The sequence below is a fragment of the Chitinophaga polysaccharea genome, from assembly GCF_007829335.1.
In the GTDB taxonomy this organism is placed as follows: domain Bacteria; phylum Bacteroidota; class Bacteroidia; order Chitinophagales; family Chitinophagaceae; genus Chitinophaga; species Chitinophaga polysaccharea_B.
The window spans coordinates 1-14,240 of record NZ_VIWO01000015.1 but is presented as its reverse complement, the minus strand read 5'-3'; the positions used below and the strand labels follow the sequence as shown (position 1 = coordinate 14,240).

Genomic DNA, 14,240 nt, shown 5'->3' with positions numbered 1-14,240 from the left:
TTCCCGTCCACGAGAATTGTGCCAAGGCGGATTTCGGGTCAAATTTACAGGTTGGACCGTTAGGACTGGCGCGGATACTGACAAATCATGACAGGTTAGCCGAAAAAATGACAGTACCTGGCAAAAGGAGGCCCGCAAAATGGCAAAGAAGCAAAGCTGCAAAGGGAATAAAAATAAGAACAAAGTAGACCAGGATCTGTATTGGCAAAATTCCTTTACTGCTTTGCTGTTTAATCACTTCGCGTGATTGCTTTGCGGGCAAAATTCTCCCGGATATCAAATATGAATTTTTTTCTCTAATTTTGCGCCCTTATACCAGTTCTTTTTTATACGATGATCAGTAGAAGAAACATCCGGGTAAAGGTGATGCAAACACTTTATGCCTTGGAAACGATGGAGCAAAGCAGCATTAAGCCAGGTACGGCTACCAGACTTTTGAATGAGAAGCTGGACCAAACCTGCCAGATCTTTACCTACATACTTAATTCAGTAGTACAGGTAGCGCAATATGCAGAAATTGATGCGGCTGCCCGTGCCTCCAAACACTTGCCCTCTGCCGAGGACCTGCAGGTAAATACCAAAATTGCAGGAAATGAGTTTATTTTCCAGATAGTCAATGATAAGGGGTTCCAGGTGAACCTGGAGCAGTGGAAGATGAAGCTGCATACGGATGACGATCTTCTCAGAAAGCTATATAACCAGTTAGTGGCTACCGATACCTATAAGGCTTACATCGCGGATAACAGCCGCACTAAAGCCGGTGAAAAGGAAATACTGGAGTTCATTTATAAAGAAATACTGGCAAAAAGTGAATTATTTGCCCAGCATATGGAAGACACCTTCCTGCACTGGGGTGATGATGAGGAAATGATGGGGATTCTGATCAATAACTATTTCAACAAACCTCATCTCTTCAACTTCCTCCAACTGATCAGTAAAGAGAAACTGGATTATGCGCGGGAGCTGCTGCTGACAGTAATGGATAAAAAAGAGTACTGCCTGGAGCTGATCAAACCTAAACTGCAAAACTGGGATTCTGAGCGTATTGCCGCGGTAGATATGTTGCTGATGGAAATGGGCGTATGTGAATTTCTCTATTTTCCGACTATTCCTACCAAGGTTACTATCAACGAATACATTGACCTGGCAAAAGCTTACAGCACACCGCAAAGTGGCCAGTTTATCAACGGTATTCTTGATAACATCCTGAAAGACCTGGAAAAAGAGCAGTTAGTGCAGAAACAGGACCGTCCCAAAAAGTAAGTGGGAAAAGTTATTTTTACCTAAAAAATAGCAACACCATGAAAAGACTGTTCTGTTTACTCGCCTGTGGAAGCCTGCTGATAGCGGCTTGCAACAACAGCGCAAAAAACAATGCCAGCGCGACCGGAACCGCTGGTAGTGCGCAAAAAAATGAGGCTGGTCAATCCGCTGCCTTATCTTTTGAAGAAAAGGTACACAACTTCGGAGAGATTGTACAAGGTGAAAAAGTAGAGTATTCCTTTAAATTCACGAATACAGGCACCAGCCCATTGCTCATTGAAGATGCTATTTCCAGCTGCGGATGTACCGTACCGGAATGGCCCAAAGAACCGATCAAACCAGGCCAGTCGGGCTATATGAAAGTAATTTTCGACAGTCATGGTAAATCTGGTTATACGGAGAAAGAAATCTCTGTTAAAATCAATAATAATGATGGCTATGTGCTAGGTCCTAAGATTCAGTGTAATATTATTACCAAGTAGCCCAGATTAAACTATTAAATCAATTATAGATGAACATCCTGAACATTTCTTTAATGGCACCTCAGGCAGGAGCCCAAGGTGGAGGTAGCTCCATGATTTCGTTCCTGTTTTTTGGTGGTATGATTCTCGTTATGTGGCTCTTCATGATTCGCCCACAGACTAAGAAAGCTAAACTGCAGAAACAATTTATCGATAATCTGAAGGAAGGAGATAAAATCGTTACTATTGCCGGTATACACGGTAAAGTGAAGAAAATTAACGATAACAATACCGTATTAATGGAAGTTAGTCCAGGAACTAGTTTCGTTATCGAACGTTCTGCCATCAGCATGGAATATACTTCAGCTCAGCAAAAAGCAGCTGATACCAAATAAGACATTACGGAGTTATCCATTTTATTACGGAGTTGCCAGTAGATAGTGATATCTACCCGCAACTCCGTAATTCATATAGGGTAATTCCTATTTTTATTTAAATTGAGGCATGTTAAAGATAGGCATCACCGGCGGCATTGGCTCCGGGAAAAGTACCGTTAGTAGAATATTTGAACTATTAGGCGTTCCTGTTTATTATGCCGATGAAAGGGCAAAGGATATCCTGACCAGGGATTCAGAGCTGATAGCAGCTGTGAAAGCCCATTTCGGAGCAGAAGTATACGATGAAAATGGCGTATTAAACCGGAAATACCTGGGCAATATCGTATTTAACGACAAGCGCCAGCTGGCGCTGCTCAATTCCCTGGTTCACCCCGCTACTATACGCGACTCCAACCAATGGGCACAACAACAAAAGGCCCCCTATGTATTAAAGGAGGCCGCACTGTTATTTGAAACAGAATCCTTTCACCACCTCGATAAGATCATCGGTGTTTTTGCCCCGCAGCCACTGCGGATACATCGCGTGATGAAGCGTGATAACGTTACCCGCGATGAAGTACTGGCGCGTATCAACAAGCAAATTGATGAAACCATTAAAATGCGCCTGAGCGACTACATTATTTATAACGATGAACAACGGATGGTCATTCCCCAGGTATTGGCCCTGCATGAACAGCTGCTGGCACTGGCTGCCGCCCATTAGCGGTTACCTTGGGTATACCGGTAGTATCCCGCGCTGGCCGTTTCCCTAACTTTGATAAAAATATGGATGAAAAGATGAGCAAGGCGAATATATCTCCCATACAACTAACTGCCCAGGCGGCAGCCATCATAAAGGACCTGTTACAGGGTGCTACTGACGCTCCTTTCCTGCGCGTAGGCGTAAAGGGAGGCGGTTGTTCCGGTATGGCTTATATGCTGGGATTTGATGCCCGGATGGAAGATGACGACCTCTTCGAAGTTGATGGTATCCCGGTCATTGTGAAGAAAGCGCATGGCATGTACCTGATGGGCATGGAAATAGATTATCAGCAAGGCGAAGAGGCTACGGGCTTTGTATTCAGGCAACCCGGCAGCTAATACTGCTTTTTATTTTCCTGACACACATAAAAAAACCTCCCGGATGACCAGGAGGTTTTTTATTTATCAAACATTATTTCAGTTATCTCACTTATTTAGTAGCAGGTGTTGCTTTTTGAGCAGTCACTTCTACCGCATCTGATTCGTTAGCCAGTTGGTTCTTCTTGTCGAAGTCAACCAGTACTGGAGCAGCCACGAAGATGGAAGAGTAAGTACCGGTAATCACACCAATTAACATAGCGAAGGCGAAACCACGGGTTACTTCACCACCGAAGATAAACAATATCAGGATGGTCAGGAACACGGTCAGCGAGGTCATAATGGTACGGCTCAGGGTATCGTTGATCGCTTTATTGATCACTACATCCCTGTTACGGCCATGGTTACCGGTTCTGAAGTACTCACGGATACGGTCAAACACGATTACGGTATCGTTCATGGAGAAACCAATTACTGTCAGGATCGCCGCAATGAAGTGCTGGTCGATTTCCAGGGTGAATGGTACAAAAGAACGGCACCAGGAGAACACTGCCAGTGTAACCAGTACGTCGTGCAGCAGAGAGAAGATAGTACCGATTGAGTACTGCCACTTGCTGAAACGTAACAGGATATACAGGAAGATCACCACAATAGACAGTATCGTTGCTTTTACTGCACCAGCCCTTAAGTCGTCTGAAATGGTCGGCGATACGGTCTGAGATCCTACTACATAACGGTTATTGAATACATCCTGTGTAACGGAGTTGTCATAGAATTTCTTCAGGCCATTGTATAATTTATCAGCTACTTCCTTATCTACAGCGAGGTTTTGCTGTTCGATCTTATAAGAAGTAGTGATATTTAACTGGTTAGTGCTACCGATAGTTTTAACGAATACTTCAGATTCGAATTCCTTTTTCAGTACGTCTGCCACTTCCTGTCTGTTCATTGGGTGTTCGAAACGAACCGTGTAGCTACGGCCACCGGAGAAATCGATACCGTGGTCGAAGCCGTGGAAGAAGGAAGAGATACCAGCTACCATTACCACAGCGGAAATGATATAAGCGTATTTACGTTTGCCTACGAAGTCGAAAGAAGCATGTTTAAATACTTTACGGGAAATAGGAGTAAAGTATTCGAAGTGTCTTTTCTTCTTCATCCAGAAATCGGTAACCATACGGGATACCAGAATACCGCAGAACAGGGACAGGAACAGACCGATGATCTGGGTAGTGGCGAAGCCCAGTACCGGACCTAAACCAAAGTAGAACAGGATGAAGGCGGTGAGCAGGGAGGTAACGTGACCATCCAGTACCGGTGCATAGGAACGTTTGTAACCATCTGCCACGGCGTCGTGGTAGGACTTACCATGGGTAAGTTCATCCTTGATTCTTTCGAAGATGATTACGTTGGTATCCACTGCCATACCGATAGTGAGTACCATACCGGCGATACCGGCCATTGTTAACGTAGCGCCCATAGAAGCCAGGATACCGAAGGTAAACAGCAGGTTGAGCACCAGCGCGATATTAGCCACCCAGCCGGCAGAGTTATAATATACCAGCATGAGTACGAAAATGATTCCAAAGGAGATCATGAAAGACTTCGCACCTGCAGCGATAGATTCAGCGCCGAGGGTAGGTCCTACCACCTGTTCCTGTACGATTTGTGCAGGAGCCGGCATTTTACCGGATTTCAGGATGTTGGCCAGGTCATTCGCTTCTTCAATGGTAAAGCTACCAGCGATGGAAGAGCGGCCACCTGCGATTTCACCCTGGATAGACGGAGCGGAATAAACGATATTATCGAGTACTACGGCTACATAGTTGAGGGTGGTTGGATCTTTGGGATTGGTAGGGGCCAGTTCGCCGGTCAACTTTTTCCATTCATGGGCGCCTACGTTGTCCATGGTCATGCTGATTTCCGGTTGGTTGTTCTGGTCCATATCCTGGCGGGCGTCCACGATTCTTTCGCCGCCTACACGGGGAGCAGGGTTAGCAGGGTTTACTTTCAGTACATAAACCGCGATGGGGCCGTGCTTATCTTCTTTATTTTCAGGACCGTACGCAAATACTGCATCTTTAGGCAGTACCGCCTTAACGGCAGGCATTTGCAGGTAACGGTTAAAAGTGGCAGTGTCTTTAGGTAAAATTCTTCCGATGGACGGGCCCGGATAAACAGAACCGGTTTGCATGTCTACATTCGGGAACAGTACCATGAACAGCGGATTTTGTTTCTGCTGTTCTTTGATTTGCAGTTCTTTGCTGGCGTTCTTACTGGTATCCGTTTTAGACAGGTAAGAGGTCAGGCTTCCACTGGTATCCGTTTTTTCTTTGGTGGCAGCAGTAGCAGACGCTTTTGCCGTAGTGTCGGTGCTGGCGGTTGCTGCGGGCGCATGCGTGTTGAGGGTATTTTTAATCGCCTCGTTCATGGGCGTCAGCACATTCTGGATAAACTCCGGGTTGTTTTTGTAAACTTCCCTGAACTCAAGGTTAGCAGTAGCCTGCAGGTATTTGTGCACGCGGGCGGCGTTGTCCACACCCGCCAGTTCCACGGAGATCAGCCCTTTATTCTCGTCCAGGCTGATGTTTGGCTGTGCTACCCCGAATTTATCAATACGTTTTTGCAGTACGATATAGGTATTTTTGATAGCCACCCGTGATTCCTTGCGGATCATGTCCAGTACCTGCTGGTTAGAGGAGTTAAAGTTGATATCCTTTTGGTAGGCGTTGGCAAAGATGGTAGCCAGTTTACCCTGGGGTGCTACTTCGGCGTATGCTTGTCCGAACAGCGTAACAAAATCGGCCTGGTTAGACTTTTTCAGTTCATTAGCCCTTTCCAGCGCTTTGTTAAATGCAGCGTCCTTGGATTGACCGGATAAAGCGCGGATCACGTCTTCCACGTTTACTTCCAGTACCACGTTCATACCACCCACGAGATCCAGACCCAGATTCAATTCTTTTTCTTTAGCCTTGGTGTAGTTGACATTCCATGGGAAACCTGCAATCTTCGTGCTGCTGGTACTGTCCAAAATCTCTTGTCTCCTCTGTTTAATAAACCCTTTCAGTGTATCTGAGTAGAAACTCTGCAGTTCCTGACTGCCAGGATATTTCTTTTCAGGTGTAGGGTATTGTTTGGCCACATCGTTTTCGGCCTGCTGCTCTATCTTCTTCTCATAGTTCCGCACTAAAAACGTGAAGGACAATTGGTACAAAGAGATAAGGATCAGTGCGATGGCAAAAAATCTTACCAGTCCTTTAAGTTGCATACTGTTTGTTTCGGGTTTATAAAAAAAAATTTTAAGAGTTGCAAAGATAGAATTTAAATCGATATATTAAAGCCCTTGTTAAAAGACGCGCAAAATCAGTATGCGCCTGCGTTTGCTGGCTGGTTGGCATACTTTTTTGTAAATCTGCAGATCCTGGTTTGTGGTCTTTTTAATATTATTCCTTTGCTTTACAATCAATAACAACGACAAATATATGCAAACGCCACATTATCCGGCAACAGATAATTTTCTGGGAGCTTTGCTGAAAAGTCAAAAAAAGCGCCTGGGCGAGATTTTTAGTGATCCTGAGCGGTACCGTTTACAGGTAATTTTTACCCGGATAGACAGGGACCAGACTCAGGTGCCGCATTTTACAGAATACCGGTACGGGGTATCCCCGGATACTTACTTCTACCCTGCTTCCACGGTTAAGTTGCCTGCCGCCGCCCTGGCCCTGGAAAAGCTCCACGATCTACAGGTACCGGGACTGGACCAGACCACACCTATGTTTACCGAACCGCTGCCCGATATCAATTCAGGGGTGGATAGCGACCCTTCAGCGGCCGCCGGCGTGCCCTCCGTGGGGCATTATATTAAAAAAATCTTTCTTACCAGCGACAACGACGCCTTCAACCGGCTATATGAACTGATTGGGCAGGAAACCTTTAACCGGCGCCTATGGGAAATGGGGTATGACCAGGCGCAGATCAGGCACCGGGTGGGTCTTCCCCTCTATGAAGAAGCCAACAGGCATACCAATGCCGTTTTGTTCCGGGTGGACAACCAGGTATTTTACCGTCAGGCCGCCCAATACAGCTCCCTGGCATTTTCAGCGAGAACGGATTTCGCCGGTACCAGTCACTATAACCATCTCGATCAGCTGGAACCTTATCCCATGAACTTCTCGCACCGTAATAAACTTCCCCTCGCCGACCTGCATCATATCCTACGCAGCATAATTTTTCCGGAGGCTGTAACAAAACGACAACGTTTCCGTTTAACTAGCAAAGATTATAGTTTTTTGTATCGGTGTATGTCGCAATACCCGGAAGAATCAACGGATCCACGCTACAACCCAAAGCAATACCACCAGGCATATACCCGGTTTTTGCTTTTTGGAGGAAGCCGGCACTCCCGGATTCCGGCAAGCATCCGGATCTTTAACAAACCCGGTTGGGCATACGGATTTTTAACTGATACTGCCTATATTGTGGATTTTGCCAATAACACAGAGTTTTTGTTGTCCGCCAGCATCTTTGTTAATACAACGGGTATCCTGGGAGATGATCAACAAGCTTTTGAAAAAACGGGTAAACCCTTTCTCCGTACACTGGGAGAAGTTATTTATGAAGCGGAAAAAGCGCGGCCCAAAGCTGTATTGCCCGATCTTTCCCGTTTCCGGTTTGTAAATGATGAAAAAATATCTGACTAATAACACAACTTTAAAAACTGAGCGCAAAATGCTAACCAAGAAAAATCGCGTATGGGCCGTTGTTGCCCTGTTGACCGGAGTAGCCGGATTTTCGTCCTGTCTGAAAAGTAATAATAACTACACACCGCCCAGGGCACAGGCGCAGATCACTGTGTTGAACGTTTCCAACAGCCCTGTTTTTGCTTCGTTCTATGACAATGACCAGAAAATCAGCAACGATACCACTAATGTTACTTTCAGCTCTTACTACCGTTACGCGGTATATGGTGGTCTCCATAAATTTGACCTGAAAAACAAAAAAGGCGATAGCGTTATCACCAGTGTAACTACCAACTACGATTCCACCGCCTTTTATACCTACATTGCCATGGGGAACCCGGTCAAATCTGTTGTTATTCAGTCAGACTTCACTTCTGCAGATGGTAATAAAATTAACATCCGTTGTCTGAACTTGTCGAATGGTACAGATAAAGTAGATTTTTATGTAGGTAGCGAAAGGATCGACAGTAACAGAAATCCCATGGGATTGAGCGATCTGTATGCTGCAACTAAATTTGTGCAGTTCAGTAACTTCAGCGTCAATAACACCGTTACCATTAAAAGAGCAGGTACAGATCAAGTACTGGCAACTGCTAACTCTACACAGTTGAGAGTAGGGTCATTAAACACTGGTAATGTGTATACTATTTATTATGCAGGTAATTCCGGTAGCACTGGAATAGATAAACCGCTGGTAAATGCTTTCTATAGCTACTACAACTAGTAAAAATATTGTTGTTACAAACGCAGAACGGGCCGTGATTGCGGCCCGTTCTGCGTTTGTATGGCAGCCCTGTATGATCTTTCCATGTATTATCTACTTTTTTTCAGTAGGTTTGTTGCGGTACAATGTTAAGATATGAATCAATTAGCAGACAGGCTGTCACGGATTTCCGAGCCTCAGACAATTAAAATGGCTAAACTCAGCCGTGAGTTGAAAGCCCAGGGTATAGACATCGTAGACCTCAGCATCGGAGAACCGGACTTTGATACGCCGGCACATATCCGGGAAGCCGCCAAGAAAGCGATCGATGAAGGGTTTACTCACTATACCCCGGTGGCAGGCATTGCGGAATTAAAGCAGGCAGTTGTACATAAATTTAAGAGAGATAACGGTCTTGACTATACGCCAGAACAGATTGTGGTATCCACCGGCGCCAAGCAATGCCTGGCTAATGCAGTACTGAGTATTGTAAACCCGGGCGATGAGGTGATTATTCCTACTCCGTACTGGGTTACCTATTCCGAGCAGGTGAGCCTGTGCCAGGGAGAGGTAGTGTTTGTGCCCTGCAGCATTGAAAACAATTATAAAATTACGCCTGCGCAGCTCGAGGCAGCCATTACGCCTAAAACCAGGCTGTTTATGTTCTCCTCTCCCTGTAATCCCACTGGTTCGGTGTACTCCAAGGCGGAGCTGGAAGGATTGGCCGCTGTATTTGCCAAACACCCGCAGATATTTATCATTTCCGACGAAATATATGAATACATCAATTATGTAGGCAAGCATGAAAGCATTGCCCAGTTTGGTGATCTGATTAACCGCACCATTATCATCAATGGGTTGAGTAAAGGATTTGCCATGACCGGCTGGCGTTTGGGCTTTATGGCCGCACCGCTGGATATTGCCAAAGCCTGTGATAAAATTCAGAGTCAATTTACTTCAGCTACCTGTTCTATTACACAGCGGGCTGCTGTGACCGCGCTCACCGGCGATCTCAGTACCGCGGAAGCGATGGTGGCAGAATTTAAAAAACGCCGCGCATTTATACATGAGGCGCTGAAAAGCATTCCCGGATTAAAAGTAAACGATCCCGAGGGCGCATTTTATATGTTTCCAGATGTAAGTGCGTTCTTTAATAAATCGTTCGAAGATTCACATATCAAAGGCGCCGACGACCTTTGTATGTACCTGCTGCATAAAGCCAATGTATCTGCCGTTACAGGCGTGGCTTTCCAGCAACCTAACTGCATCCGCCTCTCTTATGCTACCAGCATGGATAAACTGGAAAAAGGGGTGGAAAGAATGAAAACCTGGCTGGCCAAACTGGCGTAAGAAAAAATAACTACTATTTTATGATAATCCTGGTGTGCTTCTTTTCTGACCGGAAAGGAAACCGCATCAGGATTATCTTTTGTAAATTAATGAGTTGGGATACCAATATATAAATATATTATATATATTTGTTCTTATAACATGTAACGATGGAGTTGAATAATATACTATACATAGCCATTGCCGCGGGGGCAATAGCCATTGTATATCCGACCATAAAAGACCTTTTCAAAAAGAACAAGCCTGCCGGAACAGCCGCAGATGAAAAGCAGCCCCCGGTAAATGCTGCTGTGTTGCCATTACAACTGCAGGCCTACGAACGGATGGCGTTATATGTAGACCGGATCACGCCGCAGAGCCTGATCGGGCGTATTTACCAGCCGGGGCTCAGCGCTGTAGACATGCAGATAGCCATGGTACAGAATATTAAAGCCGAATACGAACATAACATTACCCAACAGATTTATGTATCGGCGATGACCTGGGAGGCGGTAAAAACATTGAAAGAACAAACGATCTCCGTTATTAACCAGGTAGCGGTACAATTGCCACAGGATGCACCAGCCATAGAGTTAAACAAACAGATACTGGAGGTATTTATGCAGGCGGGCGAATCTCCTGCCGAACTCACTTCCCAGATTATCAATGCAGAAGCCAAGAAAGTAATGAGATAGCGGTCATTTCTCGGTAATTACTTCATTCAGCAGATAGCCTTTCCCGTTAAATAATATATACAGCGGCCGTCCCCGGTACCAGGGGATGCCGGCCTGTTTTGCATGTACCTGTATATGCAGGTGAGGCTCTGTGCTGAAGCCCGAATTGCCCACACAGCCCAATGCGGTTCCCTGTCTCACATACTGTCCTTCGGTTACGCATACACTTCCCATCTTGAGGTGGCCCATGAAAACATAATAACCGGGAGTTTCCAGCAATACCTGGTTGGTATTTTTGGGCCCCCTGTTCATATTGGGTGGAATATTATCGGGGTTATTGCTCTCCGCCCGCAGTACCAACCCGTCACAGGGAGCATATACCGTATCGCCAAAAATACCGTAGTCGTCGAGCTGCCGGGAAAAGATCTTCCTGGCACGTCCTCCCTGTGGATTCAGTTTTACGATATCCATGGCATAGATAGCGCCACGGAGACTAAAATGAAATACATTGGTAGGCAGGCCTTTACCACCCTGTAGTACAAAGTATTTACCTGGTTTGAAAGGAAACGACAGCTCCACCGTGTGAGGGTGGCCGGTACTACCGGTAAAGTAACCGATATCGAGTAAAACAAACAGCCCGGTAAACAACAGGTTGCAATAGTGCTTCCATCGGGGCAGCGGGCGGGCCGAATGATCATGCTTCCGCAAGGTATAGGCAGCTATACATAATAATAGGAGGACGCCAAAAACGTATTTGGCATAAATAGAAAGATATACCCAGGTACCAAATAAATAGAGGAATAAGCCCATGGAAAGGCCGAGCAGCAGGTAGCTGTAAGTGCCGCGCAGTGGGCGGTTACCGGCTTTCCAAACGAGGTATAAACTAAATAAAGCCAGGGCAAGGGTAATACCTAGTAAACAATAAATGATCATAATGGCCAGCCAAACTTTGACACAAATTATCAATATTTTTCTCAGCGGCGAAGTACCATAATAATTATGTAACATTGCAACGCTAGTTATAGACACTATGGAAAAGACCATTCAAACCGATTCGGGGATTGTAATCGCGCCGCTGTATACACAGCCGGTAGCCATGGAAGAACAACCCGGCAGCTTTCCTTTTACCCGCGGTATACATGCCAGTATGTACCGCGATAAGTTATGGACCATGCGGCAGTATGCAGGTTTCAGCACGGCGGAAGAATCCAATAAACGTTATCATTACCTGCTGAGCCAGGGCGTAATGGGACTGAGCGTTGCCTTTGACCTGCCTACCCAGATAGGATATGATTCGGATCATCCAATGGCAGAGGGAGAAGTAGGAAAGGTAGGTGTGGCCATAGATTCGCTGGAGGATATGGAGATATTGTTTAAAGGTATTTCCCTGGAGCAGATATCCACCTCGATGACTATCAACGCCACAGGATTTATACTGCTGGCGCTTTACATTGCCCTTGCCAAAAGGCAGGGCGCCGATCTGAAGAAAATTTCCGGCACCATACAAAATGATATCCTGAAAGAATATGCTGCAAGAGGCACATTCATTTATCCACCCCAGCCTTCTATGCGGCTGATTACGGATATTTTTGCCTGGTGCAGCAAGGAAGTACCTAAATGGAACACCATCTCCATTTCCGGCTATCATATTCGGGAAGCCGGCGCAAATGCCGTGCAGGAGCTTGCCTTCACACTGGCTAACGGGAAAGCCTATCTTAAAGCAGCGCAGGAGAAAGGACTGGACATTAATGTTTTTGCCAAACGGCTCTCCTTTTTCTTTAATGCGCACAACCACCTGTTTGAAGAGGTTGCCAAATTCCGGGCAGCACGCCGTATGTGGGCACATATTACGCGGGAACTAGGTGCTACCGATTCCAAGGCACAGATGCTGCGCTTCCATACACAAACCGGCGGCAGCACGCTCACCGCTCAGCAGCCGCAGAATAATATTGTAAGAGTAGCGGTTCAAACCCTGGCAGCCACACTGGGAGGCACCCAATCGCTGCATACAAACGGCTACGATGAGGCGTTGTCGTTACCCACGGAAGAAGCCGCCCGTATTGCGCTCCGTACCCAACAGATCATTGGCTATGAAAGTGGCGTGGCCGATACGGTAGATCCCCTGGCCGGCTCCTTTTACGTAGAAGCGCTCACCAACGAAGTAGAAGGCAAAGCCTGGGAACTGATTCATAAAATTGACGCCATGGGAGGCGCTGTCAGCGCTATAGAGCAAGGCTTTATCCAGGATGAAATAGCCCGCAGCGCTTATAAATATCAACAGGAAATTGAGAATAATGAGAAAATAATCATCGGGGTTAATAAATTTACAGCGGCTGATCATGTGGCACCGGAAGTATTCCGTATCGACGATAGTATCCGCGTCATACAATCAGCACGCCTGCAATCACTGCGGGAACGGCGGGATAATGCAGCGGTACAAAATTCCCTGCAACGTATACGCCAGGCCGCCAGTACCAGCGAAAACCTGATGCCGCTGGTACTGGAAGCCGTAGAACACCTGTGTACACTGGGTGAAATATCAGATGTACTGAGAGAAGTATGGGGAGAATATAAATAATTATATCAGCGTATTCAACATTCAAATGAGTTTAATCTATCACAACAACTGTCCGCTTTGTGGTTCTTCACAGATACACGAAGCGCTTACTGCCAAAGACTACACTGTATCCAACGAATCCTTTAACATCTTCCATTGCGGAGGCTGTGGCGGCCGTTTTACGCAAAATGTGCCCGATGGCGCCCACATTGGCCGCTATTACCAATCGCAGGAATATATTTCCCATTCTGAAACCAAACAGGGACTTATTAACCGGCTGTATCACAGTGTCAGGAAAATTACCCTGCGCTCCAAACAAAACTGGGTACGCAATGCCGCCGGCATCAAAACCGGCACCCTGCTGGATATAGGCAGCGGCACTGGCGCTTTCCTGCATTATATGCAACAGGGCGGCTGGACCGTCACCGGCCTGGAGCCCGACGAAAATGCCCGCCGTAATGCAAAAGATATCTACAATATCACCGCGTTACCCATTGAATCATTATACACTTTACCTGCAGGGCAATACGATGCCATTACCATGTGGCATGTACTGGAACATGTGCACGAACTGCATCGTTACCTCGATCATATCCGTACCCTGCTGAAGCCAGGCGGATCGTTACTGATAGCCGTTCCCAACTATACTTCCGTTGATGCAGATTACTATAAAGCTTACTGGGCGGCCTACGATGTACCCCGCCACCTCTATCATTTCTCTCCTGCTTCGATGGAAAGTTTATTGGCGCAACACCAGATCAGGCTGGTAAAGAAACATCCCATGGTGTTTGATGGCTTTTATGTAAGCCTGCTGAGTGAAAAATACAAAACCGGTAAAAGCCGCCTGTTCCAGGGCTTCTTCCACGGCTTCCGCTCCTACCGGAAAGGATTGAAAACAGTAGATCGCTGCAGTTCTATCGTATACGAGTGTAAATTATAACCGTGAACATATACTAAACAGCAAGAGGCTGTATCATAAATAAATGGTACAGCCTCTTCTTTTTTGATGGTGCATTTTATCAATTTGAGATAATATCTTAAAAAATCAATATTCTTT

At 46.0% G+C, this 14,240-nt stretch carries 13 protein-coding genes; 11 read left to right on the top strand and 2 right to left on the bottom strand.

The window, feature by feature from the left end; all coding sequences use genetic code 11:
* The first annotated feature begins 333 nt into the window (after nucleotides 1-333).
* From nusB to FHW36_RS29140, 5 genes are all read left to right on the top strand, one after another.
* Nucleotides 334-1,263, top strand: coding sequence for a transcription antitermination factor NusB (gene nusB, locus FHW36_RS29160; protein ID WP_145674871.1), 930 nt, complete (start codon nucleotides 334-336; stop codon nucleotides 1,261-1,263).
* Between the two features lie 38 nt (nucleotides 1,264-1,301).
* Entirely contained in the window at nucleotides 1,302-1,745 is a 444-nt protein-coding gene (locus FHW36_RS29155) for a DUF1573 domain-containing protein (protein ID WP_145674869.1), read from the top strand.
* A gap of 29 nt (nucleotides 1,746-1,774) precedes the next feature.
* Nucleotides 1,775-2,119 carry a preprotein translocase subunit YajC gene (gene yajC / locus FHW36_RS29150; protein ID WP_246121254.1) on the top strand — a complete coding sequence of 115 codons (345 nt, stop codon included), beginning with the start codon at nucleotides 1,775-1,777 and terminating at the stop codon, nucleotides 2,117-2,119.
* A 109-nt stretch (nucleotides 2,120-2,228) separates the two neighbouring features.
* Nucleotides 2,229-2,825 carry a dephospho-CoA kinase gene (coaE, locus tag FHW36_RS29145; protein WP_145674866.1) on the top strand — a complete coding sequence of 199 codons (597 nt, stop codon included), beginning with the start codon at nucleotides 2,229-2,231 and terminating at the stop codon, nucleotides 2,823-2,825.
* Nucleotides 2,826-2,899: 74 nt separating this feature from the next.
* Nucleotides 2,900-3,202: a HesB/IscA family protein gene (locus tag FHW36_RS29140; RefSeq protein WP_145674864.1), complete on the top strand. Its 303-nt coding sequence runs from the start codon at nucleotides 2,900-2,902 to the stop codon at nucleotides 3,200-3,202.
* 91 nt (nucleotides 3,203-3,293) lie between these two features.
* Here the strand turns inward: FHW36_RS29140 and secDF are convergent, their stop codons facing one another.
* Nucleotides 3,294-6,449, bottom strand: coding sequence for a protein translocase subunit SecDF (gene secDF / locus FHW36_RS29135; RefSeq protein ID WP_145674861.1), 3,156 nt, complete (start codon nucleotides 6,447-6,449; stop codon nucleotides 3,294-3,296).
* Between the two features lie 214 nt (nucleotides 6,450-6,663).
* Here secDF and FHW36_RS29130 point away from each other — a divergent pair, with 214 nt between their 5' ends.
* From FHW36_RS29130 to FHW36_RS29115, 4 genes are all read left to right on the top strand, one after another.
* Nucleotides 6,664-7,881: a serine hydrolase gene (locus tag FHW36_RS29130; protein ID WP_145674859.1), complete on the top strand. Its 1,218-nt coding sequence runs from the start codon at nucleotides 6,664-6,666 to the stop codon at nucleotides 7,879-7,881.
* A 28-nt stretch (nucleotides 7,882-7,909) separates the two neighbouring features.
* The gene (locus FHW36_RS29125) at nucleotides 7,910-8,644 is read left to right on the top strand and encodes a DUF4397 domain-containing protein (protein WP_145674857.1); all 735 of its coding nucleotides are present in this window, start codon (nucleotides 7,910-7,912) and stop codon (nucleotides 8,642-8,644) included.
* A gap of 135 nt (nucleotides 8,645-8,779) precedes the next feature.
* On the top strand, nucleotides 8,780-9,973 hold the full coding sequence (locus tag FHW36_RS29120; protein ID WP_145674855.1) for a pyridoxal phosphate-dependent aminotransferase: 1,194 nt from the start codon (nucleotides 8,780-8,782) through the stop codon (nucleotides 9,971-9,973).
* A 149-nt stretch (nucleotides 9,974-10,122) separates the two neighbouring features.
* Nucleotides 10,123-10,647, top strand: coding sequence for a DUF7935 family protein (locus FHW36_RS29115; protein WP_145674853.1), 525 nt, complete (start codon nucleotides 10,123-10,125; stop codon nucleotides 10,645-10,647).
* Between the two features lie 3 nt (nucleotides 10,648-10,650).
* On the opposite strand, the gene FHW36_RS29110 is transcribed toward FHW36_RS29115, so the two are convergent.
* Nucleotides 10,651-11,634 (bottom strand): M23 family metallopeptidase, encoded by a 984-nt coding sequence (locus tag FHW36_RS29110; RefSeq protein ID WP_186452671.1) that lies wholly within the window; start codon nucleotides 11,632-11,634, stop codon nucleotides 10,651-10,653.
* Nucleotides 11,635-11,656: 22 nt separating this feature from the next.
* Between FHW36_RS29110 and FHW36_RS29105 the strand changes: the two genes are divergently transcribed.
* Together FHW36_RS29105 and FHW36_RS29100 are read left to right on the top strand one after the other, a co-directional pair.
* Nucleotides 11,657-13,204 carry an acyl-CoA mutase large subunit family protein gene (locus tag FHW36_RS29105; protein WP_145674849.1) on the top strand — a complete coding sequence of 516 codons (1,548 nt, stop codon included), beginning with the start codon at nucleotides 11,657-11,659 and terminating at the stop codon, nucleotides 13,202-13,204.
* A 25-nt stretch (nucleotides 13,205-13,229) separates the two neighbouring features.
* Nucleotides 13,230-14,123, top strand: a complete 894-nt coding sequence (locus tag FHW36_RS29100; RefSeq protein ID WP_145674848.1) for a class I SAM-dependent methyltransferase — start codon at nucleotides 13,230-13,232, stop codon at nucleotides 14,121-14,123.
* The last annotated feature ends 117 nt before the right edge of the window (nucleotides 14,124-14,240 follow it).